The sequence below is a fragment of the Enterocloster bolteae genome (assembly GCF_002234575.2).
Classification (GTDB): domain Bacteria; phylum Bacillota; class Clostridia; order Lachnospirales; family Lachnospiraceae; genus Enterocloster; species Enterocloster bolteae.
The window spans coordinates 4,540,237-4,564,676 of sequence record NZ_CP022464.2; the positions used below are offsets into that span (position 1 = coordinate 4,540,237).

27 protein-coding genes and 1 tRNA gene are annotated in these 24,440 nt (G+C 49.5%); 7 read left to right on the forward strand and 21 right to left on the reverse strand.

Annotation, left to right across the window (positions count from 1 at the left end; all coding sequences use genetic code 11):
* Window positions 1–2 precede the first annotated feature (2 nt).
* Window positions 3–1,124 (forward strand): C45 family autoproteolytic acyltransferase/hydolase, encoded by a 1,122-nt coding sequence (locus CGC65_RS21000; protein WP_002569688.1) that lies wholly within the window; start codon window positions 3–5, stop codon window positions 1,122–1,124.
* Complete coding sequence (locus CGC65_RS21005; protein WP_002569689.1) at window positions 1,121–1,999, forward strand: effector binding domain-containing protein; 879 nt, start codon at window positions 1,121–1,123, stop codon at window positions 1,997–1,999. The genes CGC65_RS21000 and CGC65_RS21005 overlap by 4 nt, the downstream gene beginning before the upstream one ends.
* Before the next feature lie 49 nt (window positions 2,000–2,048).
* Here the strand turns inward: CGC65_RS21005 and CGC65_RS21010 are convergent, their stop codons facing one another.
* The 13 genes from CGC65_RS21010 to CGC65_RS21070 all read right to left on the reverse strand — a co-directional run bounded on the left by CGC65_RS21010 (window position 2,049) and on the right by CGC65_RS21070 (window position 14,544).
* Window positions 2,049–3,188 (reverse strand): TRAP transporter substrate-binding protein, encoded by a 1,140-nt coding sequence (locus CGC65_RS21010; RefSeq protein WP_002569690.1) that lies wholly within the window; start codon window positions 3,186–3,188, stop codon window positions 2,049–2,051.
* On the reverse strand, window positions 3,185–4,423 hold the full coding sequence (locus CGC65_RS21015; protein WP_002569691.1) for a response regulator transcription factor: 1,239 nt from the start codon (window positions 4,421–4,423) through the stop codon (window positions 3,185–3,187). Before CGC65_RS21015 ends, CGC65_RS21010 begins: the two co-directional genes overlap by 4 nt.
* Entirely contained in the window at window positions 4,416–5,885 is a 1,470-nt protein-coding gene (locus tag CGC65_RS21020) for a sensor histidine kinase (protein WP_002569692.1), read from the reverse strand. Before CGC65_RS21020 ends, CGC65_RS21015 begins: the two co-directional genes overlap by 8 nt.
* Window positions 5,882–6,886, reverse strand: a complete 1,005-nt coding sequence (locus tag CGC65_RS21025) for a TRAP transporter substrate-binding protein (RefSeq protein WP_002569693.1) — start codon at window positions 6,884–6,886, stop codon at window positions 5,882–5,884. Before CGC65_RS21025 ends, CGC65_RS21020 begins: the two co-directional genes overlap by 4 nt.
* A 76-nt stretch (window positions 6,887–6,962) precedes the next feature.
* Window positions 6,963–8,270, reverse strand: a complete 1,308-nt coding sequence (locus CGC65_RS21030) for a TRAP transporter large permease (RefSeq protein ID WP_002569694.1) — start codon at window positions 8,268–8,270, stop codon at window positions 6,963–6,965.
* A gap of 19 nt (window positions 8,271–8,289) precedes the next feature.
* Window positions 8,290–8,766 (reverse strand): TRAP transporter small permease, encoded by a 477-nt coding sequence (locus tag CGC65_RS21035; RefSeq protein WP_002569695.1) that lies wholly within the window; start codon window positions 8,764–8,766, stop codon window positions 8,290–8,292.
* A gap of 31 nt (window positions 8,767–8,797) precedes the next feature.
* Entirely contained in the window at window positions 8,798–9,865 is a 1,068-nt protein-coding gene (locus tag CGC65_RS21040; protein ID WP_002569696.1) for a TRAP transporter substrate-binding protein, read from the reverse strand.
* Between the two features lie 198 nt (window positions 9,866–10,063).
* Window positions 10,064–11,221 carry a DUF5780 domain-containing protein gene (locus CGC65_RS21045; RefSeq protein ID WP_002569697.1) on the reverse strand — a complete coding sequence of 386 codons (1,158 nt, stop codon included), beginning with the start codon at window positions 11,219–11,221 and terminating at the stop codon, window positions 10,064–10,066.
* A gap of 142 nt (window positions 11,222–11,363) precedes the next feature.
* On the reverse strand, window positions 11,364–11,843 hold the full coding sequence (rlmH, locus tag CGC65_RS21050; RefSeq protein WP_002569698.1) for a 23S rRNA (pseudouridine(1915)-N(3))-methyltransferase RlmH: 480 nt from the start codon (window positions 11,841–11,843) through the stop codon (window positions 11,364–11,366).
* 3 nt (window positions 11,844–11,846) lie between these two features.
* Window positions 11,847–12,338: a GNAT family N-acetyltransferase gene (locus CGC65_RS21055; RefSeq protein ID WP_002569699.1), complete on the reverse strand. Its 492-nt coding sequence runs from the start codon at window positions 12,336–12,338 to the stop codon at window positions 11,847–11,849.
* 32 nt (window positions 12,339–12,370) lie between these two features.
* Window positions 12,371–13,078 carry a response regulator transcription factor gene (locus tag CGC65_RS21060; RefSeq protein ID WP_002569700.1) on the reverse strand — a complete coding sequence of 236 codons (708 nt, stop codon included), beginning with the start codon at window positions 13,076–13,078 and terminating at the stop codon, window positions 12,371–12,373.
* Window positions 13,079–13,139: 61 nt separating this feature from the next.
* On the reverse strand, window positions 13,140–14,021 hold the full coding sequence (locus CGC65_RS21065; RefSeq protein WP_002569701.1) for a helix-hairpin-helix domain-containing protein: 882 nt from the start codon (window positions 14,019–14,021) through the stop codon (window positions 13,140–13,142).
* Between the two features lie 97 nt (window positions 14,022–14,118).
* Window positions 14,119–14,544: a DMT family transporter gene (locus CGC65_RS21070; protein ID WP_002569702.1), complete on the reverse strand. Its 426-nt coding sequence runs from the start codon at window positions 14,542–14,544 to the stop codon at window positions 14,119–14,121.
* Between the two features lie 120 nt (window positions 14,545–14,664).
* Here CGC65_RS21070 and CGC65_RS21075 point away from each other — a divergent pair, with 120 nt between their 5' ends.
* On the forward strand, window positions 14,665–15,438 hold the full coding sequence (locus tag CGC65_RS21075) for a TMEM164 family acyltransferase (protein WP_002569703.1): 774 nt from the start codon (window positions 14,665–14,667) through the stop codon (window positions 15,436–15,438).
* Window positions 15,439–15,583: 145 nt separating this feature from the next.
* Here CGC65_RS21075 and CGC65_RS21080 read toward each other — a convergent pair whose 3' ends face one another.
* Window positions 15,584–16,129, reverse strand: coding sequence for a DUF5662 family protein (locus CGC65_RS21080; protein WP_002569704.1), 546 nt, complete (start codon window positions 16,127–16,129; stop codon window positions 15,584–15,586).
* A gap of 263 nt (window positions 16,130–16,392) precedes the next feature.
* Between CGC65_RS21080 and CGC65_RS21085 the strand changes: the two genes are divergently transcribed.
* Window positions 16,393–16,590: a cold shock domain-containing protein gene (locus CGC65_RS21085; RefSeq protein ID WP_002569705.1), complete on the forward strand. Its 198-nt coding sequence runs from the start codon at window positions 16,393–16,395 to the stop codon at window positions 16,588–16,590.
* Between the two features lie 119 nt (window positions 16,591–16,709).
* Here CGC65_RS21085 and hslO read toward each other — a convergent pair whose 3' ends face one another.
* From hslO to CGC65_RS21100, 3 genes are all read right to left on the reverse strand, one after another.
* Window positions 16,710–17,588 carry an Hsp33 family molecular chaperone HslO gene (gene hslO, locus CGC65_RS21090; RefSeq protein ID WP_002569706.1) on the reverse strand — a complete coding sequence of 293 codons (879 nt, stop codon included), beginning with the start codon at window positions 17,586–17,588 and terminating at the stop codon, window positions 16,710–16,712.
* Window positions 17,589–17,593: 5 nt separating this feature from the next.
* Window positions 17,594–18,361, reverse strand: coding sequence for a class I SAM-dependent DNA methyltransferase (locus CGC65_RS21095; RefSeq protein ID WP_002569707.1), 768 nt, complete (start codon window positions 18,359–18,361; stop codon window positions 17,594–17,596).
* 114 nt (window positions 18,362–18,475) lie between these two features.
* On the reverse strand, window positions 18,476–18,985 hold the full coding sequence (locus tag CGC65_RS21100) for an SEC-C metal-binding domain-containing protein (protein WP_002569708.1): 510 nt from the start codon (window positions 18,983–18,985) through the stop codon (window positions 18,476–18,478).
* A gap of 315 nt (window positions 18,986–19,300) precedes the next feature.
* Here CGC65_RS21100 and CGC65_RS21105 point away from each other — a divergent pair, with 315 nt between their 5' ends.
* Entirely contained in the window at window positions 19,301–19,474 is a 174-nt protein-coding gene (locus CGC65_RS21105) for a DUF1540 domain-containing protein (protein WP_002569709.1), read from the forward strand.
* Window positions 19,475–19,697: 223 nt separating this feature from the next.
* On the opposite strand, the gene CGC65_RS31380 is transcribed toward CGC65_RS21105, so the two are convergent.
* Window positions 19,698–19,850, reverse strand: coding sequence for a hypothetical protein (locus CGC65_RS31380; RefSeq protein WP_166433957.1), 153 nt, complete (start codon window positions 19,848–19,850; stop codon window positions 19,698–19,700).
* 159 nt (window positions 19,851–20,009) lie between these two features.
* Between CGC65_RS31380 and CGC65_RS21110 the strand changes: the two genes are divergently transcribed.
* Both CGC65_RS21110 and CGC65_RS21115 read left to right on the forward strand, forming a co-directional pair.
* Window positions 20,010–20,082: transfer RNA gene (locus tag CGC65_RS21110), tRNA-Ala, on the forward strand.
* 146 nt (window positions 20,083–20,228) lie between these two features.
* Window positions 20,229–20,696 carry a nucleoside deaminase gene (locus tag CGC65_RS21115; RefSeq protein WP_002569710.1) on the forward strand — a complete coding sequence of 156 codons (468 nt, stop codon included), beginning with the start codon at window positions 20,229–20,231 and terminating at the stop codon, window positions 20,694–20,696.
* Window positions 20,697–20,863: 167 nt separating this feature from the next.
* Here the strand turns inward: CGC65_RS21115 and CGC65_RS21120 are convergent, their stop codons facing one another.
* From CGC65_RS21120 to CGC65_RS21130, 3 genes are all read right to left on the reverse strand, one after another.
* On the reverse strand, window positions 20,864–22,300 hold the full coding sequence (locus CGC65_RS21120) for an aldehyde dehydrogenase family protein (protein ID WP_002569711.1): 1,437 nt from the start codon (window positions 22,298–22,300) through the stop codon (window positions 20,864–20,866).
* A gap of 12 nt (window positions 22,301–22,312) precedes the next feature.
* The gene (locus tag CGC65_RS21125; RefSeq protein ID WP_002569712.1) at window positions 22,313–23,407 is read right to left on the reverse strand and encodes an NAD(P)-dependent alcohol dehydrogenase; all 1,095 of its coding nucleotides are present in this window, start codon (window positions 23,405–23,407) and stop codon (window positions 22,313–22,315) included.
* A gap of 300 nt (window positions 23,408–23,707) precedes the next feature.
* Window positions 23,708–24,052, reverse strand: coding sequence for a hypothetical protein (locus CGC65_RS21130; RefSeq protein WP_002569713.1), 345 nt, complete (start codon window positions 24,050–24,052; stop codon window positions 23,708–23,710).
* Window positions 24,053–24,440 lie beyond the last annotated feature (388 nt).

The following is a 24,440-nucleotide window of genomic DNA, read 5'->3' on the forward strand; positions in this document are numbered from 1 at the left end:
CTATGAAAACCATACATACACATGCCCTGGAGCTTTCAGGAAGCAGCTATGAGGCCGGCCGCCTGCTGGGCAGCCGTCTGGCATCTGTTCCCAGTCTTAAGAAGCGCCTCTCAGGCGGTTTCCCCGGCTTCGGCCTGACGCAGTTTAACCAGGCCAGCCAATGTTTTAGCCGCTGGTGTCCCGGGCTTAACGAAGAGCTGGCCGGATTTGCCGATGCCCTGGGCTGCGCCCCTGAGCAGGTTCTCTATTACGGCATGACCTGGCTTACACCGCGCTGCAGCCACCTGGCCCTTCTGCCCTCCATGACTGCCTCCGGTCATCCCATGACTGCCAGGAATTATGAGTTTAACGATGAGGCAGAGGATTTTACCGTCATAAAAACCTGCATCAAGGGAAAATATACGCATATAGGAACCAGTGTGCTGGGAATCGGCCGTGACGACGGCATCAATGAAATGGGCCTGACCGTTACACTGAGCTCCAGCGGTTTTCCTGTTGGCCCCCTGCCTGAGATGCGCAGGCCCGCGGTTACCGGTCTGCAGTTCTGGGCCGTGGTCCGTACCCTGCTGGAAAACTGCCGCGATGTAAAGGAGGCATTGTCCATGCTGAAAGACATGCCTGTGGCATACAACCTGAACCTGATTGTGTTGGACAGGGAAGGCCGCTGCGCCCTGGTGGAAACCCTGGACGGACGTATGGCAGTGAAGGCCATTGACAGTGACTCCGGGGAACAGACCCTCTATGCCACCAACCATCCTGTGCTGGAGGAACTGATTCCCTATGAACCCAAAGCATTCGTCCACTCCATCCGCCGGTATGATAACATCACCGCCTTCCTGGAGCGGCACAAGAAGGGCATCACTGCCGGGCAGCTGAAGGATTTCTTTCTGACTCCTTATCCGGAGGGCCTGTCATGCAGTTACTACAGCCAATTTTTCGGCACCACAAAAACCATGGTCCTGGACCCTGTCCGGGGCAGTCTTTCCCTGTGCTGGGGAGGACGGCCTCAAAACGGCTGGCATGACTTTAACTTCTCGGATCCATTTCCCCAGGAAACCGCTGCCATCGAAATCCATAACCAGACAGCGGACCCATCCATCTTTGCATACAGGAGCCTCGTATGAACTACAACAATGCCATAGAAAAAACCATCCTGTTTATAGAAAGCCACCTGACCGCATCCTTCACCGTGGAGGATGCGGCCAGGGAGGCGGGATATTCTTATTACCATTTAAACCGGCAGTTCTCCGCCGTCCTCGGGGAGAGCGTCGGCAGCTATATAAAGAAACGGCGTCTGTCCCATGCGGCCAGGGAGCTCATCTACACGGAGAGACGCATCATCGACATTGCGCTGGACCATGGTTTTGAATCCAGCGAAGCCTTCAGCAGGGCCTTCAAGGCCGTCTACCACACAAGTCCGGCCGGCTACCGCAAAAACAGGCTGGATGTCATCATAAGCCAGAAACCAAAAGCCGACCAGCACCTGCTGGCCCACCTGACACAATCCTTGACGGTCCGCCCCCGGATTGTGGAGATTCCCGATATCCTCACCGCCGGCCTGCGGGATCGCACCACCCTGCGAAACAACCGGATTCCCCAGCTGTGGACCCGTTTTCTTGACCTCATGCCGCAGATTCCCGATCAGATCCCCCACGGCCGCGGCTTTGGCATATGTGAATCCTGCGGTGAGGGAAACACCCTGTACACCATGAACGATGATTTGCTGTTCTCCGAGGTGGTGTCCGTGGAAGTCAGCTCCATGTCGGTCCTTCCTCCTCCCCTGGTGTATAAAACCATTCCCGGCGGAAAGTACGCTGTGTTCACCCATACAGGCTCCCTAAAAAGCCTGCCCCTGACCTATCAGTATATCTGGGGCACCTGGTCCCTGACCGCCCAGGAGAAGTTGGACGGCAGGGAGGATTTTGAGCTGTACGATGAGCGGTTCCTGGGATTTAATCATCCTGACAGCCGGATTGACATTTACATTCCGGTCCGATAACCCATACCAGTCCGATAACCCATACAGGGAATCATCTGTATGGGCACTCTTACTTTTCTTCCCCCCTGATGATTCGTTTCATACGTGCCAGATCATCCATGGTCAAAAGGCCATTGTCCATGTATTCCTCATACACCACCTGCGTGGCCTCCACAAAGGCCTGCCGCTCCTCCCTGGAAAGGGTGTAAATTTCTGCGTTGGCCCGGATATTTTCCATTGCCTGCACTTCATTTTCATCAATGAGACGGTTATTTTCCTTCATCATCTCTTCCGTACATTCTGCCAGAATCTCCTGATACTCCGGGGGCAGCGACTCGTACCACCTGGTATTTACATAGAAGGGTTCCGGGTGGAACTGGTAATTCACTTCTGTAAAATACTTCTGGACCTCATAAAACCGCATTCCGGAGGAATTGACCCACGGATTTTCCTGACCGTCAATGGCGCCTGACTTCAGGGCCATATACAGGTCGTTGTAGGGAACAATCATGACCTCGGCTCCCAGGGCCTCCAATGTTTTATTGATGGTGTCCATGCCGTTGGAGCGCATCTTAAGCCCTTTCAAATCCTCCGGCCTGCGGATCATCCGCACGCTGTTGGAAAACTGCCGGAATCCGCCCGCATCGCCGATTCCCAATATGGTGGCTCCGCTTTTCAGGGAATCCATGCTTATTTCCCTGGCAAATTCGGAGTTTACCAGACGTTCTGCCTGGGTTCTGTCTTCGCAGAGAAAGGGAAGGGAAAACACAAGCATCCTGGGAACTATCTCCAGCTGTCCCCCGCGAAATCCCTGTATGGTGCCGTCGCAGACCTGTTCCAGCATGGATGCCTCGCTGCCCAGCTGACCGGCCGGGTAGATATCCACCTGGATTCCGCCGTCTGTTTTCTTTTCCAGCAGCTTCTTAAACAGCAGGAAGGACTGGTGGCGCGGGTTGTCCACAGGCTGGGAATGGCCAATCTGCATGGAATATATCTTTTCAGGTTTTTTTTCCAACCCCTCCTTCCCCTGTCCGCCTTCTTTTATTACTGCATTTGGACCCTGGCCTGCATCCAGCCCCAGACGCGCATCCGCGCCCCGGCCTGCGGCGGATGCCATCTCCTCTCCCCCTCTATCAAAACCGCTGCAGCCTCCCAGCACCAGCACCATCAGAGCCGCTGTCAGAATCCCTGCCCTGTATATTGTTCTCATTCCCCGTCATTCTCCTCTCTGATGCCTTCCGCCTGCTCATAGCGGAACTTTAACGGAGACATACCTTCCATTTTCTTAAATGTCCATGTGAAGTAATTCGGCTCCGAATATCCCACCATACCGCTTATCTGCTTGATGCTGTAGGTCTCGTTTCTCAGCAGTTCCTTTGCCTTCTTCATCCGGATCTGAATCAGGTAATCCACCACCGTGGTTCCCATATACTGCTTGAAAAGGCGGTTTACATAGTATTTGCTGAACCCGGCCTCCGAGGCAATGGTATCCAGGGTCAGGCGTTTCTGGTAATGTTCCTGTATGAAGGAACAGATGCCCTCCACCTCCCTGGGCATGTCCCTGTCCTGTTCCGTGCCCTCCTCCCCGCACCGGGTCCGGGCCACCATGTCCCCCACCCGCTCCCGGGCTTTCTCATAGCTTTCCTCTATCTGGCTGACATCCACAAAGGGGGTTCCGCTTCCCATCATAAAGGCAATCTGCTGCTGTTTTAAAATCGAAGCCAGGAATTCTTCCATCCTCCTGAAAATCCCCGGAAGCACATCCGGCTCACGGCAGAAAACAACAGCCGTAACCATGTGGTTTGTCTCGCTGAACATGACGGTCAGGTCCAGATAATCAAATTCCTTCCTGACAGCCTGAAACAGCTTCTGCCTGGCGCATTTATCCAGGGAGCCCTGGAGGCGGATGCAGAAACAGTTTCCGCTGCACTCAGTTCTGATGTTTTTCAAATCCAGATAGTAGAGCACCTCCTCCGGCATATTGCCCAGAACCATATCATGAACCATCTTGCTCTCCATCATATCCAGGGTCTTTAACAGCTTTGTTTCACGGTACTCCTTCTCCGCCTCCGCGTCCAGCTCGTCAATGGCCCGCATGATTACATTGATAAACGCCTCCTTTTTCACAGGCTTTACCATAAAATCCACTGCCCCAAGGCGCAGTGCCTCCACTGCATACTCAAAATAGTCATAAGCAGTGGAAAAGACGGCCCGGAACCTGTAATCCTGACTCTTTATTTTTTCCAGAGCCTGGAGGCCGTTCAGGCCGGGCATGTTGATGTCCAGCACAATGATATCCGGCCTGTCGAGCATCACCCGCTTGATAACCTCTGTTCCCGAAGCACATTCTATAACCTGGTCTATATCCAGGGAGGATTCATTGATAAAGAAGCGCAGTGCCTCCCGCTCCAGTTCCTCGTCATCTGCAATCAATATTTTATACATCTTCTTCTCCCCTGTGCAGGTAAATACTGACAATGGTGCCTGCACCTTTTTTGCTCATGATTTTAAGACTGTCATCCCTGCCTGTATATAAGGAAAGCCTCTGCCATATATTCCATACTCCAATCCGTTCCGGCTGCTTCTCCGAAAGACGCCTCCTGATCCTCTCCAGGCGTTCCTTTTCTATCCCCATTCCATTGTCGCAAATCCGTATCCGTATATAATTCCCCGTCTTTCTGACATCCAGAATAAGGGTTCCCCCTTCTTCCTTGGGCTCCAGGCCATGGATTACCGCATTTTCCACAAGGGGCTGCAGGGTAAACCTGGGAAGCGTCACAGCCTGTTCCAGCTTCCTGTCATGCCTGACATCCACGTTCAGCCTGGATGAAAAACGCATCTTCTGGATCTTCAGGTATTCCTCTGTAATTCCCAGCTCCTCTCCCAAAAGGGCCGGCATCTGAGCGTCCGCCAGGTTATAGCGCAGCAGCACTGACAATGAATCCAGCATGGTCAGCGCCTGTTCCCGGCGCCCCAGCATGACGGTCCTGTTGATGCTGTTTAAGGTATTAAAGAGAAAATGGGGATTAATCTGGCTTTGCAGCGCAAGGAAACGGGCCTGGCTCAGCAGCTTTTCATACTCCTCATTTTTGCGCTGTTCCACCAGAAGCTGCTTTTCGCTCTCTATTTTTTCCTTCAGGCTGAAGGCCATATGGTTAAATGCCCGCGAGAGCATGCTCACTGTATTTTCCCCGGAGCTCTCCTTAACGTGCGCGTCCAGATTTCCCCTGCCTATCTCCTCCACCTGTTTTTTAAGCTCATTTAAGGGCCGCGTCACCCTCACGAATATATAGCTGGCTGACGCCGCAATGAGGACACAGGCAGCTGCCACGGCTCCCATGTTGAATGCGGTCATCACCTTCCGTCTGTAGGTCAGCTCCCGGTTGCTGTCCACACTGGACTCCAGCGCATACTGGAGCAGTTCATTGGTGTATTTCTCCAGATATCCGCCGATGGTCTGGCTGTAGTAAAAACTGTCATAATACCTGTAATCGCTGCCGTTGTACAGAAAGGAGGCATTGCAGCATTCACTGTAGTATGACTCAAAGGACTGGTCAATTCCCCGCAGAAGATACCAGGATTCCTCATTGGTGCTCTCTGTATACAGGATATCTATAACAGACCTGGCTTTTTCATAGGTATCATTAAACTCAGCCAAGGTGGTGCGGTTTCCCGTCTTCATGTACTCCTCAAACAGGATGCCGCTCTGGAGAAAATGGTTTTTCAGCTCCAGTATGGAGTAGTACTGGTCGATTTCCTTTTGATATCTGGCATTAAACTGGTTAAACAGGGAGTGGTTGTAAATGGAAAATGAGAGAAACAGTATCAGCATCAGAAGCAGCACCGCATTGATTTGGGCGCCCACTGAAAAACAGAACTGTTTCCACCAGAATGTTAGTTTCTTCATCTGAACACTCCTTCGCTGAAGCTGACCTCCGGTTCCTCCGTAAGCGTTTCCACCCAAACCTGATGGAATTGCTCCATGCTCTGCTTCTGGTATTGGTACGTGCTCTGCGCGCACTTTTCCACGGCCTCCCTGTCCTCCTTGGAGAGCGAGGTCAGGTTTTCCGTGTTAATGATCATCACATCCGGAAGGCACCACGCATCATTTTTGGTGACAAAATGGATATACTGGTCGTAGTTATTGCATATAAATTCAGAAAATGAGGACTCAGCCCCGTCGATATTGCCTGATATCAGCGATTTATATGTGTTGGTATTGACGGAGCCTGCCAGCTCGATTCCCATATCCCGGAAAATCTCCGCCATCAGAGCGGACTCGCTGCTCTCAATCTTCTTGCCCTCCAAATCCTTTTTATCCAGGAACGTTGAGTCTGTGCCATAGAAGCACCGAAAATCGGGGTAATACCAGACCAGGGGCGTGATGCGGTCCATCTGGCATTCGTCCCTCAGGGTTTCCTCATTGCTGTGTATCCACTCTGTCTGTGCGTCTCCGCCTGCAAAGTTGGAAGGGACAAAGTATTTTCGGATAGATTCCACCTCCTCCGACAGCTCCAGGACATTGACGCGGGCCATGGCGATACCGCCGAACTTTACCTGTTCAATGATTTCCGTGGGGGTTCCCAGGCTTCCGTTATAGTAAATCTTGACCGTTACCCTGCCCTGGGTTTCACGGCTCACCATTTCCGCAAAATACGCCATGGCCTGGGCGGAGGGATGATTCTCCGGCATGGTCTCCGCCAGCCTCAGGATTACGGCCTGGCTCCGGGGAAGGGACGGACTCTCCGGTCCGCCGTCAAAAGCGCAGCCGGTAAGAAGGACGGATGCCGCCATAAGAACCGCTGCCAGGGCCTTTGTCAGGGCTGCTGATGTCTGCGCGGGGATACGTGGATGCATATTCAAAGTCACGTGAGACCTTCCTTTCAGGAAAATAAATTTTGCGGACATTGTATCATAACTCCCTCCTTTCCACAACACCAAATACCCTCAACCGAAGCTGAGGGATATTGGATGCCATATGATTTTATTTTACAAGCCCCAGTACATTAGGGATGGTCATGGAAATGGCCGGTACATAGGTCACCAGTAACAGTATGGCCGCTGTCACTGCAAAATATGGAAGAAGTGTCTTAAATACTTCTTCAATTTTCACATTTGCCACCTTGCAGCCTGTAAACAGAATAGGTCCTACCGGCGGCGTGATTGTACCGATGCACAGGTTGAATACAATCATGATTCCGAAATGGATGGGGTGCATGCCAAAGCTGGTACAAATCGGAAGGAAGATGGGTGTAAATATAAGGATTGCCGGGGTCGGGTCCATGAAGGTTCCCACCACCAGAAGCAGCAGGTTCATAATCAGAAGAATGGCAATCTTGCTGTTGGTAAGTCCCAAAAGTACATCCGCAATAATGGCAGGTATATTGGTAAAGCTCATAATCCAGCTCATGATGGACGATACGCCAATCATGAATATTACAATGGCAGTCATCTTTACGCTGTCTAACAGAATCTTTCTTAAATCCCTTATCTTAATGCTGCGGTAGATAAAGCTCAGCAGCAGGGAATATACAACCGCGATAGCGGAACCTTCCGTGGCCGTAAAAGCCCCTATTAAAATACCGCCAATAACAATCACGATCAAAAGCAGGCTGGGTATGGCCGCCCATACGGTTTTCAACACAATGGCCAGGGTGATTTCATCCCGGTTTCTGTATCCGCGTTTGGATGCCATAATACCCGCAATCACCATTACTCCGATTCCCCATAAAAGGCCTGGAAGATATCCCGCCATAAACAGCGCGGAGATTGACACGCTGCCCGCAACCGTGGAGTACACAATCAGGGTATTGCTGGGAGGAATCAGCATTCCTGTGGGTGCGGATGCAATATTGACAGCCGCCATATAATCCTTTGAATAGCCCTCTTTTTCCTCCAGCGGTCCGATGGTTCCGCCTATAGCCGCGGCCGCCGCCACGCCGGAACCGCTGATGGCTCCGAACAGCATGTTGGCCACCACATTGGTCTCTGCCAGGGCTCCCGGCATCCTGCCGCTTAAGATTTTTGCGCAGTTAACCAGCCGTATGGCGATACCGCCGTTATTCATGATATTCCCCGCCAGTATGAAAAAGGGTATTGCCAGCAGCGAGAAGGAATTGACGCCTGTAAATACCTTCTGTGCCGCTGTTCCCATGGCATTCTCAAAGGGAAGCACGCACAGCATGGCGATGGTGGAGGCCAGACCGATGCTGATACTGATGGGAATTCCCAAAACCAGCATGGTCAGCACGCAGACCAGCATAACCAGTGCTACAAGTATTGCCTGATCCATAATTCTATCTCCTTTGTTCTTAGATTTCTCTCAGTTTTTTTGCCAGCTTCATCTCATTGTAGACAAAATAGAAGAGGATGAAACATGCGCTTACAGGCACTGCCGAATAGATAATTCCCATGGGAATCTGAAGCGCCGCGTCCATCTGAATCATTTGGCTTGTAACCTGCTTATAGCCGCCGAATATCATGACGCCTGCTGCGAATAAGGCAACCATCAGTTCACCCAGCATTTCAACAACCACTCTTGTCTTTGGAGGCATATGGTCACGGACAAAGCCGATATTCATATGCTCCCGCAGCCCAAACACATAGGCCGAACCATACATAACCATCCAGACAAACATATACTTGGAAAGTGATTCCGTATATGCGTTGGGACTGTTAAAGAAATATCTCACAACAACCTGGAAGGTTACCAGGATTGTCATGACAGCCAATAGTACCACACATACCCATTCGATAATCCTGTCCAGGATTCTCTTTGCTGATTCCATGAGTCATGACCCCGCTTTCTGCTAATCCCTGTTAGTTGGCAAGGCTGCGAATTTCTTCGTATAATGCCTTTGCGCCCTCGCTCTTCATTGTCACATTGTCGATAACAGGCTGGCATGCTTCCTGGAACGGAGCGATATCCACATCAATAAACTGGGCGCCAGCTTCCTCTGCTGTCTTTTTTGCACCCTCAAGGTTTTCATCCCACAGCTGAAATTCGCGCTCTGTGTATTCCTTGCAGAGATCCTTTAAGGTCTGCTGGTCCTCTTCGCTCATCCCCTTTAAGGTGGCTGTATTCATAACCAGGAGATCCGGAATCATCAGATGACGTGTGTAGGAGAAGTAAGGAGCCACTTCATAGTGTTTTAAATCTGCATAGGTAATCTCATTATTTTCGCCGCCGTTGATTACACCCTGCTGAATCGCGGTATAAACCTCTCCCTGGGCCATAGGTGTTCCCACTCCGCCCATTGCATCCAGCATAGCGATACAGGTCTGGGATTCCATAACGCGGATCTTGTAGCCCTTTAAATCAGCCGGGGTCTGAACCGGCTTGTCTGTATAGATGCAGCGCGCTCCTGCTGTAAATGCCGCCATAACGCTGAAATTGTTGGCTTCTGTACTTGCAAAGATATCGTCCAGGGCTCCGCTGGTAAATACCTTTTTCTGATGCTCCACGCTGTCATAGGCGTAAGGAAGGCCCAACACGGCAAAATCAGGATTTACATTTTCCACAATGGAGTTGGCCACCATGGCCATCTGGATGGTACCGCTCTGTACCAGCTCAAAGGCATCCTTCTGTGAGCCCAGAAGCTCGTTGGGGCTGATTTCAATTCTATATGCGCCGCCGGTTGCCTCATAGAAAGCATCGCTCATCTCGGACAAAGCCAGATACTGGGGATGCTTCTCCGACTGGTTAAAAGCCAGCTTTAATGTAGTTGTCTTTACGTCCTTTTCAGGTGCCTTGGCCTCGCCTGCCTTGGTCTCTCCGCCTGCGGCCGGTGCTGCTGTGGTTGCGGACGCGGACGCGCCTCCCCCGCATGCAGTCAATGACAACGCGGTTACCCCGGCCAATACCAATGTTAATGCCTTTTTCATCATAATCTTTCTCCTGTTCTCCCCGTTGGGATTCTTAACGTTTTCTTTACAGGAAGATTATAAACTTTTCCGCTTTAAATTGAACTACAAAAAATGGGCCATGTCCTATAAGAAATAAGACATGGCCGCAAGATATTGATAGTGTGGATGGGCAATATTTTATAGTTTTAAATTTTCTCAGTTCAAACGGTCCTGACCTCATCACTGTGCCAGCCGTTTTCCTCCGTATAAATCGCAAAACGCTTTATAATCTGGGTTTTCCCATGTTTTCTCCTCGAACGTTGTGTATGATACGACAACTGCTTTAAATGTATCCACACCACAATCTTCATCAATGGCATACCCCTGGGAATCACCATAAGAACTGCCTGGAACCAGATTAATATTCTCAAATAATACTTCCGTCACATATGTGGAATCGCCATAGCTCAGATGTCCCTTGATTTTCACAGGAAGACCATTGGCATCCCAGCCAACATAGGCCACAACCGCATCACGGATGTCCTCCTCTGAATTATTCTGAATTACGGCCTGAAGCATATCCGGATACAGTGACTTATATCTCTCATCCTGAACCACATACTTTGTGCTGCTCACAAACACCGGCTGTCCGGCCAAAGATGCCTCCAGTTCTTCCGCGGATGCATTTTCCACTCTTGTCCCTGACGGAGCCTCTGACTTTGCAAAAGTCACATCCTGCATCTCCACTTCAATTTTAATATCATCGGAATACTTCTTTCCCTCATAGGCCTGGCGGAAGCTGTCTACATAAGGATTCTTCCATTTGTCACCATCAAATGTTTCAAATGACAGTATGATGGGTTTAAATGTATCCACCTTACAGGATTCATTAATGGAAAAACCGAAATCCTCCCCAAATGTACTTCCGCCCACTAAATTGATATCACTATAATTTACTTCTGCAAAATAGTCTCCTCCTGAAAAGTCCATGTTGCCCACCAGCTTAACCGGAAGATGATTGCTGTCCCAGGCCACAAAAGCAAGAACCGCATCTTTAATGTCCGCATCCGTGTTATTCTGAATCACCGCATTCAGCATATCCGGGTAAAGAGACTTATACTGTTCATCCTGTACAAGGTATTCCGACTTAACAACCGAAACCGGAAGGCCTGACAGCAACTCATCAAATTCTTCTACAGACAGTTCCTTTACCTCTTTAGGAGGAACTGTAGTTTCAGCCTCAGTGGTTTCCTTTTGTGTTGTCTCCTTTTGCATGTCCGCTGTTTCGGACGCACTCTCCTGTGCCTTCTCCGTGTTTGTTGCAGCGGATGTCCCCGAACCTCCGCAGCCCCCTAAAATCATTGCAGCTGATAAAATTACCAGAAACGATTTTTTCATATGTATACTCCTCCCCTTTTTTGTTTCATTTTAACACTTATTCAGGTAATCGTCCACCTAATTGTAACGCATTGGTAACTATTGGTAATTATCCAGCTGTTTTTCAGCCACTTTCATTAACTACAGATGCTTTATACTCCCACTACTTATGATACGGCTCCCCCGTAATAATCCTGTAACTCCTGTAAACCTGTTCCAACAGCACCACCCGCATCAGCTGATGCGGAAATGTCATCTTAGAAAAGCTCAGGGCAAAGTCCGCCCGCTTCATAACGTCCCCGGACAATCCCAGCGAACCGCCTATGACAAACACAATATGGCCTACCCCATCCACTCCCAGCCTCTGAATCCTGCCTGCCAGCTCCTCGCTGGTCAGCATCTTCCCCTCAATGGCCAGGGCAATGACGTAAGCCCCATCTTTAATATTAGAAAGGATGCGCTGTCCTTCCTTTTCCTTAATCTGCCGCTCAATGGCCTCGCCGGCCCCGTCCGGCGTCTTTTCATCCGCTACCTGGATAATATCCAGTTTACAGTAGCGGCTCAGGCGCTTGGCATACTCCCTGATGGCATCCTCAAAATATCGTTCCTTAATCTTTCCAACCGTTACAAGGGTAATCTTCATCTGCTAAAACTCCAGTATCATATCGTACCACACAGCCCCGCCGTGAACGGATTTGGAAATGCCCATATTCACATATCCAAAGGTTTCATAATACCCAATCAGCCGTTCTTTACAGGTAAGAATAAGTCCCCTGCGCCCCTGGCTCCTGGCCCGTTCAATCATGGCCTTCATCAGACGGGAAGCCACCCCACGGTGCCGGTATTCCTCAATCACATCCAGGCCGAATATACTCTGGTAGGCGCCCTGCGGCTCATGGAGTGAAGTATCCTCAAACATCTCGTCCCCAATGGTCCTCTCATTTGTGACAGCGCCATTGATAAACCCGATGATTCGGTTTCCATCCTCAGCCACCAAAAAACTCTGAGGAAATACATCCAGACGCTCCTTCAAACTTTTTCTGTCTGCTGCCTCCGCTGCCGGAAAGCAGGCTGCCTCCACCTGCACCACTGCGTCCAAATCAGCCGGTACCGCTGTCCTTATGGTAATACCATCCATCTTCTGTCCTCTTTTCGTATCCTTTGCTGTTCTTAAGCCTTTACCCTGAAATAGTATCCCACGCCCCACTTCGTATGTACATACCTTGGGTCGCTGGGACTGGGTTCGATTTTCTCGCGCAGCCTCCTCACATGGACATCCACGGTACGCACATCCCCGCTGTCCATGGCCTTATTTCCCCATACATAGGTCAGAAGCGCTTCCCTGCTGTATACCTTGTTGGGATTGCGTACCAGAAGCTCCAGAAGGTCAAATTCCTTGGCTGTGAGATTGATTTCCCGCTCGCCGATAAATACCCTGCGGCTCTCTGTATCCATCTTAAGGTCCCCTGCGCCAATCACGCCGGATTCCGCCTCCTCCCGCTTCTGACGTTTGCTCTTCCCGCTTCTTCGTATGATGGCCTTGATTCTGGCCTTGACCTCCAGTATGTTGAAGGGCTTGCTGATATAATCATCGGCGCCGTACTCCAGCCCCAGAATCTTATCCATGTCGCCGCCCTTGGCCGTCAGCATAATGATGGGCATATCCGAAAACTCACGTATGGCCTGGCACACCTCATAACCGTCATACTTGGGCAGCATCACATCCAGAAGCACAATATCATATTCTGTCTTTTTGGCCAGTTCAATGGCCTCCTCGCCGTCATATGCACAGTCCACTTCCATCCCGTCCTGTTCCAGACTGAAGCGGATTCCTTTTACAATTAATTTCTCATCGTCAACCACTAATACTCTTGCCATGTTCCATTCCCCTTATCTATTATTAAACGGCGGCCCGATAACCAAGGCCGCCTGCCGTTATTTACACTGTAATACTGTCCTTAATCTTTTCAAACGCAGCATTCTTGATACCGGATACATTCATAATATCCTCAATGGACTTAAATCCGCCAAACTCCTGGCGGTAATGGATAATGTCATCTGCCCTGGACGCTCCGATTCCCCTGAGGGTCATCAGTTCTTCCCTGGAAGCCGTGTTAAGATTCACCCTGGCCTTAGAACCGCCTTCGCCGCTCCCTGTCCTGCCGGACGTCTGAACGCCTGCTGTTCCTCCGCCCATGGATATACCTGACTGGGTCAGCCCACGGGCCTTCCACTCCTCTGCCTGTTCGCGGTCCGGCACCTGTATCTTCATGCCGTCCTCTAACACCTGGGCCAGATTCAGATAATCCGGCACTGCTGCTTCTGAGAATCCTCCCGCCGCCTCAATGGCCTCATATACCCGGCTGCCTGCAGGAAGTCCATATACGCCCGGCGTACTCACCAGGCCGCATACATGAATATATACCAGAGGCATATCTTCCCCGGACAATGTATCCTCCCGGGGCAGCGTATCTTCCCCGGACCGGCTGCCTTTCTGGGGCAGCATGCCATCCTGTCCCGGCGTACCTTCCTGTCCCCGCATGCCATCCTGTCCCGGCACACTGTCCTGTACACGCAGATGCTCTCCATCCGCGTCCCCGGACATGGCCCCGGCCCCGCCTTCCGGTTCGTCCCGGTACCGCGGGCCTTCAATCCCCCCACGTTCCTCAACAGCGAAACCACTGTCAGACTCCAATGCCATAACCATATTTTCCGGTTCGATATCCCGGTTCTTCACACTGCAGCTATAGCATATGCCTGCAGCCAACATACATATGACAATCACTGCCAGTTTTATTACTTTGAAAGATGTAAGTTTCATCTTGGGCGGTATCCCTCCTTCCAGAGAGCACCGTCCCAGCCTGATACTCCTATTCTATCGGAAACCCCCTGCAAATACAAGCGTTAATTTCCAAATTTTATCTTTCAAAAATTACAATTCCGCCTATGGCAATGACCGCCCCGATTATCTTGTTCCACGCAAAGGGGGCTTTCTCAACGCCAAACAGCCCGAACAGCTCAATGGCATAAGCTATGATTATCTGAGAGACCACAATCAGAAGAGCCGCCTTGGCCGGTCCCAGGCTTCCCATGCTCCGGATAACCGTGTAGGTGATAAGTGCTCCCATGATACCGCCCACAAGCACATATTTGGGCGTAACCTGCATGAGGCCGGCCACAGGCTCCCTGCCTGTAAACAGCCATATGACCACGCAGGTAATAAAGGCCGTAAGCTGTACCCAGCCCGCAGCCACCCAGACGCTGGTCTGCTTTGTCACTTCCGTGTTAAATACGCCCTGTATGCTCATTAAGGCGCCTGACAGCAATGCTATGATAAATCCCATGTATTATTTTCCTGCCTTTCCATTCATTTTACCGTTATCTTAGCATTCCCACAGGTTTCTATTTTATTCTGGCATTCTCTCTGCATATGATGTATAATCGTTCCGTCAGGAGGCACAGCTATGCTATCATTTATAAAAACATTATTACAGGCCAGCGCATGGCCCATCCAGGCACCTGAGCCATACTCCGCCTTTCACATCCTGCTCTGCGCCGCCGGCATACCGCTTGCCGTCTTTCTGGCCCGGCGCCTGGCACGCACAAGTACTCACCCTTGCGGTGTGCTGTTTATCTGCGGCCTGGTTTTAGCTGTCAGTGAACTGTATAAACAGGGCTTCCTATATTTTGTCGCAGGCCAGGGCCGGTACAACTGGTGGTATTTTCCCTTCCAGCTGTGCAGCGTCCCCATGTACCTGTGTCTGATTCTTCCGTTATTCAAGCATACGCCCCATTGCCGGACGGAAAAATGCATTTGCACCTTCATGCAGGATTTTGCACTTTTGGGAGGCGTCATGGCCCTGGCTGAACCCAGCGGCCTCATGCACCCCTATCTGCTTTTGACCCTCCATGGGTTTCTGTGGCATTTCATGCTCATCTTCATCGGCCTGTACTGCGCCATGACCGGACTGGGAGGCAGAACCCCAGGCGACTTTGTATCCATGCTCCCCCTGTTTTTGGCCTGCGTATGCATAGCCACGTTCATAAATGTGGCTTCCCATCCCTACGGCAATGCCGATATGTTTTATATCAGCCCCTATTATCCAAACGGACAGATTGTTTTCCACCAGATTGCCCTCACCATAGGTACGGCCCCAGGAAACCTACTGTACCTGGCAGCCATGGTTCTGGGAGGCTTTATCTGCCAGCTGTCCCTGGGCCGGCTGTTTCCCCGGTAACCGTTCTGACGGTTTCCGCCGCCCGCCTCCAGCCATCCATTCAGACATTCAGATTTTCAGTCATGCAGATTTTCAGTCATTCAAAAAGCCGCCTTTGTCCGGTATCCGGCCAGACCCAAGGCGGCTTCTTCCATGCCCTCTTTCCTTAATACGTTCCCTTTTTCAAAAGTTTACGCAGATAGGCAAAGGTGGCTTCCTCCCCCTGGTCCTTCAGCATGTGGAGAAGCTTCTCCAAAAGCGCTCTGGTCCTGGGATGGATGGTGATATAATTCTTTGTATACTCGTAATATTCTAACGGGGCCGCGCTGGTGTAGGCTTTGCCCTTATACACTTCGCAGGCAGCTATCCGGTCGCAGACCATCTCAGCCACATACCGCAGAGGCATCTTATTTCCCACCAGGCCCTCCTCCTTATGGTTGGAAATGTCAATCCAATACTCATAATGGTGCTTGTTCCTGCCCTTATGGTGAAGCCAGGCCCTGGAATACCCCACGGTCTCACGCTCCGCTGCATTGGGGCTGCGGTTTCCCTGATAATACCTTACCCCGGTCCAGAACTCCTCCGGACTGTACTTGGAGAGATCATGGGTAAGTCCCTGCCAGTACAGGCCAATCTGGAAGCAATGCTTCCTGACCAGGTTTCTGTGCCTTGTAATGGTAGAAAAATGGTTCCATATATTACAGATTTTCATTCAAATCCCTTCTTTACACATTAATACGCATGGCGCACTGCATTGAAATATGCTCTAGTATATCATAAATTTCGCCTTTTTGGCTGTATTTCTTCATATTTTAACCTTTGAACAACAGAATCTGAGGTTTATATAAATTGTTTATACTTAATGCCCAAAAACGTTTGACACTTTTCAACATTTATGATATCCTTAGGACAGTTGCGAAATAGTTTGCAACATATCACATTTTTTTATTTTTTATATTTTTTGGAGGTATCGTAATGAAAGGTACAGTTAAGTGGTTCAACAACCAGAAGGGTTACGGATTTATTTCCGACGAGCAGGGAAACGATGTATTCGTTCACTACTCAGGTCTGAACATGGATGGCTTCAAGTCCTTAGATGAGGGCGCAGAAGTTGAGTTCGATGTAGTAAACGGAGCTAAGGGTCCTCAGGCTACAAACGTAACCAAATTATAATCAATGAACAACAGTGTACCTTTTTCAAACATATATCATCACTGATAGAGGTTGAAGTAAGTTATATCTGATTTCAAATGATTACAAGTAAGAGCCAGTCCTGCGACTGGCTCTTATTGTTATTTTGCTTTTTCCAGCATATCCTTCAGTTCATCCACGGAAAACGTGTAATTCTTATTGCAGAAATGGCAGTTCACCTCAATGGGCTTGCCATCCTCTATCATTTCCCCTATATCCTTTCTGCCCACGCTGATCAACGCCTTCTCCACCCGGTCCTTTGTACAGTTGCAGTAAAATGCAGCCGGAAGCCTTCCGCCGATTTCCAGGCCGAATTCCCCAAGTACATACTCCAGTATCATCTCCGGCGTGTTGCCCACGTCCAGCAGGGTGGTAATGGACGATATTTCCTTCAGCTTGTTCTCCAGTCTGCCGATGATATCCTCGGAAGCCCCCGGCATCAGCTGAATGATGAAGCCCCCGGACTGACGCACCGTGTTGTCCTTATTCATCAGGACCCCCAGCGCCACGGAGGACGGAGTCTGTTCAGAGGTGGCATAATAATATGTCAGGTCCTCCGCAATCTCTCCTGTCACCAAAATGGTCTGCCCAACATACGGCTCCTTAAGCCCGATGTCCTTGATGACACTTAAGACGCCCACGCCCAGCGCTCCGCCCACATCCAGTTTTCCCTTTTCATTAGGAGGAAGCATCACCATGGGATTAAACGCATATCCCTTCACATTTCCTCTGGAATCCGCTGTCACGGTCAGGCCTGCGATGGGTCCGTCCCCCTGTATCTTAAGGGTAAGAAGGTCATTTTCCCCCTTCATGTCACAGCCCATCATCACACCGGCCGTCAGCAGCCTGCCCAGGGCAGCCGTTGCCACCGGACTGGTATTATGGGATATTCTGGCCTGTTCCACCAGGTCCCTGGTGGTGGCGGCAAAGGCCCTGATCTGCCCCTGTGCCGCAGTTGCTCTGATTACATAATCTGCCATATGATTCACTCCTCGTCTCTCATTGTCTTTCCCTGTTCCCTCATGATTACATAGATGCGTTCGCTGTCTTCCCGCACCGGATTGCGGGTGCACGCATCGTAAGCAGCCACAAACTCCATACCGGCCTCCAAGGCTGCCCGTTTCACCTCATCCAGGCTGTAGGCCTTCTGGAAATGTGTCTCCTCATACTTGCGGTACAACTGGCCCTCACGGATAAACAGGGTAAGGTCATATTCGTTTATTCCTGAACTTTCATCATAGAAATTGTCCCAGATAAAGCTGCTCTCCTCCCTGGCCTCCGCAAAGGTGTTATCTGCCAGCAATTCCCGGTATTTATACTCTGTGTTCAGGTCAAATATAAATACCCCCCTTGGGTCCAGATAATTATTAACCAGCCGGAACACCTGCACCAAATCCCGGTACTCCATCATATAGTTCATGGAATCACATATGCTGACAACTGCCCGCACCGTGCCGTAAAGCTCAAACTCCCGCATGTCCTGCAGGAGATAAAGAATGTCCTGGCCCGAGGCCGCCCGTTTATCCATTGCCATCTGAAGCATTTCCCCGGAATTATCAATCCCAATCATATCATACCCGGCCTCTGCCAGAAGCCCGGTAAGGCTTCCCGTGCCGCAGCCCAGGTCCAGTACCAGGCCACGCTCCACTCCCTGCTCCCGGAGCAGTCCTGTTACATAGGAACACCACTCCTCATAGGGCACATTATCCTGGAAAATATCGTAGACCTCCGCAAAACTGCTGTAAGCTTCCATGTCCTCATCCTTCCCAACGGCGCCGCGTCTCATTCCCGCAGCCATCGCCAAATCATCAAACTACAAAAGCGCCTGTCCGGAACAGTTCCGGGCAGGCGGGTAAAATCAGGGGCTTTATGCGTTCTTTCCGCAGCATTTCTTATATTTCTTGCCGCTTCCGCATGGACAGGGATCATTTGGGAAAATCTTCTTGCCCTTGCGCACGGTACCGGACGCCTTCTGGGACTTATACAGTTCCTTGCGCTTATCCGGTGTAAGAATCTCGTCCCACTGGGGAAGCTCATACAGCCAGTTAGCCTTCGCCTCTACCATATTGTAGTACAGCTTCTCCGGGTCAATCTCAATTTTAACCTCAGTATCCTCTTCCATGGTATCAATGGGGTTCTCATAGCCCTTCAGGCTCTCATTGATTCCATCCAGGAAACCGGTCATGATAAGGATTTCCGTATTGTACTTCTCTGCCAGGTCCTTTACAGTGCCCGTGATAACCTCTGTTGGGTTAGAAAGAATCTGCTCATAGATTCCCTTCTCAATCTGAAAATATCCAGCCCACAATTCTTCTTTCTTTTTATCATCCAGGCCGTCGCCGTAAGCCAGATTTCTCCATGTCTCTAACAGTGCCATAGTAAAACCATCCTTTTTGTATTATTTATGTTCCAGGTGCTTCCTGTCCAGGGCGCCATGCCTCTTTCTGTCTGCCGGACCGTTCTGCTGCCTGTCCATGGCCGCCCATAACCCTTAGTATATAACAAAACATAAGATTTTTCAAACATATTTTATTTTATACAGCTAAATACAGCCAAATAAACCTAAAACCTGAGGCATTCCCCATACATCCCAATACGCTGTTTTTGTTTCCCCTGCAGATCAAGGGTATTTTTTCTGTTTTTCTGCAAATAATATACCTGAATCCAATTCAATTAAAAAGGAGGCTTTACCATGAAAGTAAACGGAAAAAATGAGAGCATCAAATGTACCATCAAGAATTGTGCTTACAATGCACAGTCCGAGGATTACTGCACCCTTGAAGCCATCAAGGTCGGAACTCATGAGATGAACCCAACCAAGAAGGAATGTACAGATTGCGAGTCTTTTGTAAATAAGGCTCAGTAATTCCGTTCTCAGAGACTGTGTCCGGACAGGATATATTGCTGTCTGGCACAGTCTCTTTTTTCTTTTATTTATCAGATAATAACATATTATCCACATTCTTTTCCACAACATTGTGGATAACTCGACAAATTCGTTGATTCATCCGCAAGCCTGTCGAAAACAGTCAAAAAGAAAAGCACCCGCAGTGATATAATATCATCAATCACAGTGGATGCTTTCTATGTTAACATGGTTTTCTCTTTGTATTTGGTCCCATTCCTTCCCGCCTGGAATTATGGGTCTGGTTCTGGTTTTCCGGCTTTACCTTTTCCGTAATGCTGTTAAACATTTCATTTGACTTTTTTCTGGCCTGCTTTTCTTCTTCAAATCTGTCCATATCCGTCTCCCATCCGCCGCCTGCATCCGCGGGTGCACACACGGTGCATGCACGGCTGTGATTTCTCTGACAACAGTATGTCCCGAAAAGAAGAAAAATATGTAAAAAGTTCTAAACTTAACTTGTATTTTTTTCCAACCGTGCTATAATCGAATCAATGGGGACATAGCTCAGCTGGGAGAGCGCTGCGTTCGCAACGCAGAGACCGCGGGTTCGAATCCCGTTGTCTCCATTTTATATGGTGTGCCAAAACCCTTTGCACAGAAAGGATTTTGGCCTTTTTATTTTATATCCCCCTATAAATTCCATATACATCCCAAATAAAACCTGTAAAACATAAAAATCATCCGTAACATGAATGAAACCAGGAGGAACTACATGATGAATGATGAAATCTTTATGAAAGAAGCCATACGCCTGTCCCAGCTGGCTGTCAGCCATGGAAACGAACCCTTTGGAGCAGTGCTGGTCAAGGACGGCGAAATTATCTTCAGCAACGAGAACCAGATTTATACCGGCTCCGATCCCACCTTCCACGCAGAAGCCGGACTGCTCCGGCGTTTTTGCGCAGAGACGCATATCACGGATTTACGCGAATATACACTCTATTCCAGCTGTGAACCCTGCTTCATGTGCTGCGGCGCAATGGTATGGACCAAATTGGGGCGGCTGGTCTATGGCGCCAGCGATATTGATTTGTGCAGCATACTTCATGAGAAAGGAGCCGAATGCTGCAAAATCGTCTTTGAGCATTCCCCCTGGAAACCGCAGGTTACGTCCGGGGTCCTGAGGGACGAAAGCCTAAAGATATTGACAGCCTATTTTTCAAAAAATACAAAAGGCTGAGACATTCTCTCCACTGCCTGACTCCGGGGTTCTTAGATTCTATGGATGAACCGGCTGATTCCGGAAAGACCAATACAACGCCCGGCGTCTTGTGCGAAAATGGCAGGGTGGGCATAAAGCCGCCTGCCAAGCCGTGCAGCCTTAACCCAGGCAGCCTCTCCCCGCCATCAAAATGGAAGCTGTGCCGGTGTATACTGGACCGTAATCCATTTCAGCTCCGTAAACTCGTCAATGGAATAGGAACCGCCTTCTCTTCCCACACCGCTGTTCTTGACTCCTCCAAAAGCCACAGTGGAGTTATCAGAAACCGTCGCGTTATTGATATGCACCATACCGGCCTCCATGTCAAGAGACAGGGACATGGCCTTTGACAAATCATTGGTCAGAAGTGATGAGGAAAGTCCGTATTGATTGTCATTGCAAAGGCGGACAGCATCCTGCGCATCCACTGCCTTAATGATGGAAGTGACCGGCCCAAAGCTTTCCTCATAGAATATCCTCATATCCGGCGTTACATCCTTCAGCACTGTGGGCTGGTAAAAGTTTCCCTCATGGGTCCCGCCGGTCATCAGCACGGCGCCTTTGGATACAGCATCCTGAATCTGGCTGTCAATGATCTGGCACTGCTCCTGTTTAATGAGAGGCCCGATGATGGTATCCTTCTGGTGCGGATCCCCTACCTTCATGGTTCTGGCATAGGCAGCAAACGCTTCACAGAACGGGTCGTATACCGGCTCCTCCACAATCAGCCTGGATGTACACATGCATATCTCTCCCTGATGGAAAAATGCTCCGAATCCCGCAATCCTGACAGCCTGTTCCACGTCAAAATCCTTTAAAAGGATAAGAGGATTCTTACCGCCCATTTCCAGAGAATATTTCTTAAAAAGAACGGACGCTTTAGAGGCAATCCCCCTGCCAACAGCAGTAGATCCGGTAAATGCCACCATACGGATGCGTTCATCTTCAATAAGCTTGTTTCCAACCTCCTCACCGGAACCAGGAACCAGATTGAACACACCTTTTGGAATTCCTGCCCCGTCCAGGGCCTTGGCTATCATCACACCTGAAACAGGCGTTGCGCTGGCTGGTTTGAGCACAAAGGTATTGCCTGCTGCCAGGGCAAAGGCCACCTTTTTAAGAGCCAATAACAATGGGAAATTAAAGGGCGCAATCCCTGCAACCACCCCCAGGGGAAGCCTTCGGATCATGGATATTTCCCCCGCCTCCTGCTGCTGGACCTGGCCGAATACCCGCCGGCACTCACCGGCTGCTGTTCTGAGTATATCCACTGCAAATCCAGCTTCAAAGTACGCCTTTCCAAAAGCAGAACCGCTTTCCCCCATCAGCACATCCGCCACCTCATCTATGTGCTCCTGCATCCAGTCAGCTGCCTTCAGAAGAATCTGCTCCTTTTGGGCGGCCGGTGTGTCTGCCCACGGCCTCCATGCCCTTTGGGCAGCTGCAATGGCCTCCTCCACTTCTGCCCCGCCTGCAAAATGCACCCTGGCAAACACAGAATCATCAGCCGGATTCTTATCCTCAGCCACATATCCTGTCACAGTGTCCTTCCATTCCCCGTTTATGTATAATTGATATTCCATTCTCAATGCCTCCTATCTCATCTTCAGCAGGGCTTTAATGGCTTTCCCGCTGTGGGAAGCATCAAACGCCTCATTAATCTCATCAAATTCAAACACGCGAATCAATTTGTCAAAGGGGAACTTTCCCTGCTTGTAATATGAAATCAACTGGGGGATAAACAGTTTGGGATTTGAATCCCCTTCCACAATGCCTATGAGGGACTTTCCCTCGCCCATCAGCTCCTCCTGGACCTGTATGGTCAGCTCTCCCGTCACACCCAATACCACGGCCGTCCCCAGGAATTTCACACAGGCGAGTGCCTTTTTTACAAAGTCAGGTACGCCGCTGGTATCAATAGCATAATCCGCTCCGCCTTCCGTAATTTTCTTGATTTCACTTACAATACAGTCACATTTTTTCCGGTTGATGGTATGGGTGGCTCCCAGTTCTTTTGCCAGGACAAGGCTTTCTTCATTTCCGCCCACTGCAATGATATTTTTACAGGGACACAGATGGGCTGCCATGATGGCACTCATGCCAACTGTACCGCAGCCAAACACCACCAGGCTTGAGCCGGCCGTGGGTTTGAGCCGGTTCAGGACAGCGCCCGCTCCTGTCTGGATTCCGCATCCCAATGGTCCCAGGATATCCAGTTCCAAATCCTCATCCACTTTAATGATACTGTTCTTATGGACAACGGAATAGGTTGCAAAGGAGGATTGTCCGAAAAAGGAAGAAATTTCCTGGCCATTCTTGGACAGACGCTTGGTGCCGTCGCTCATGACACCGCCAAAATTAATGGCATTAAAATTCTCGCAGGCATAGGGTCTGCCCGCCAGACAGCTCTTACAATGTCCGCAGTATCCGAAGGAAAATACCACATGATCCCCCTTCTGAAACTCCGTCACTCCCTCTCCCACCTTCTCAACAATCCCACATCCCTCATGGCCCAAGACGGCCGGGAGTGGTACCGGAATCATCTGATGCTGTGCCACCTCATCCGTGTGGCATACACCGCTGGCCGCTATCTTTACCATCACCTCCCCTTCACGGGGATCCTGCAGGTCCAATTCCTCAAACTGGAAGGGCTTACCTTTCTCTCTCACAACTGCTGCTGTTATCTTCATCTGTTAAACCTCCCTCTCTCTTATTTATTGTACCATCATATCACTAATCGCGATAACTTAGAACAATAGTTTGTATTTTAACATATTTACTAATATTTTAACGATAAATTAAAATATTTTTTACAATTTCTGACTTCATTCGACTATAGTCATACATTTATTTACATTCAGGGAATTCATCTGCCCGGCAGGAGTTCAGCCCCAAAACAGCTTAATACGAAAATATATTTTCTGAAATGCAAAAAAACCAGACGTCACAGCCTGGCCATGATATCTCTAAACCTGGTATATTCGGATTTCCTACCATGCTTCAGGCGGATCCGTTACCTGGCTTTTACTGTACTCGAATATTACCTTGTTAAAATCCTTCCCCCGGTCCAGATTATATTTACTGTAATAGAGCCACACAGTCAGTTTATCGGGTGTTCCATTCATCTCATTATGCTGGGAAACAATACCCTGAACCTCATGGTCAATCCGCCAGGGTTTATATACAATGACATACAGGTCCGTTTCTCTGACATTCAAACCGCTATATGAGAACACCTTATAGATTCTGTAATCAGGCAGCCGAATATAACAGGCCGCCAGGAGCAATACCATAAACAGGCCTGCGGCGGCCATATATTTCCATATTTTTTTCATTTCTCCCCCTCCATTACTAATAGAACGGAGAAGTGTATAATAATTCCCTTTGTTCGGTCAGTATGCTTGTATTTTTTGATTTATTTCCGACACTTATAATATCAGGAGAACTATTACGATAAAACAATACACAATATGAAATAAGGCCCGAAGCAGTTTACAATTTTGTTCTTATACTGCGGAACTTCGTGAGAAATGAAAGCCTCACAATTTCTATACGGTTATGAGAGCCCTCTCTTGGATGCATTATCGTGATGCATTATCGTGATGCATTATCGTGATGCATTATCGGGGTACATTATCGGGGTACATTATGAAAGGCGCATTATACCAAGGACCATTGTTTATGGTACATTTTATCGTTTATTTTTTCTGTTTATTTTTTCTG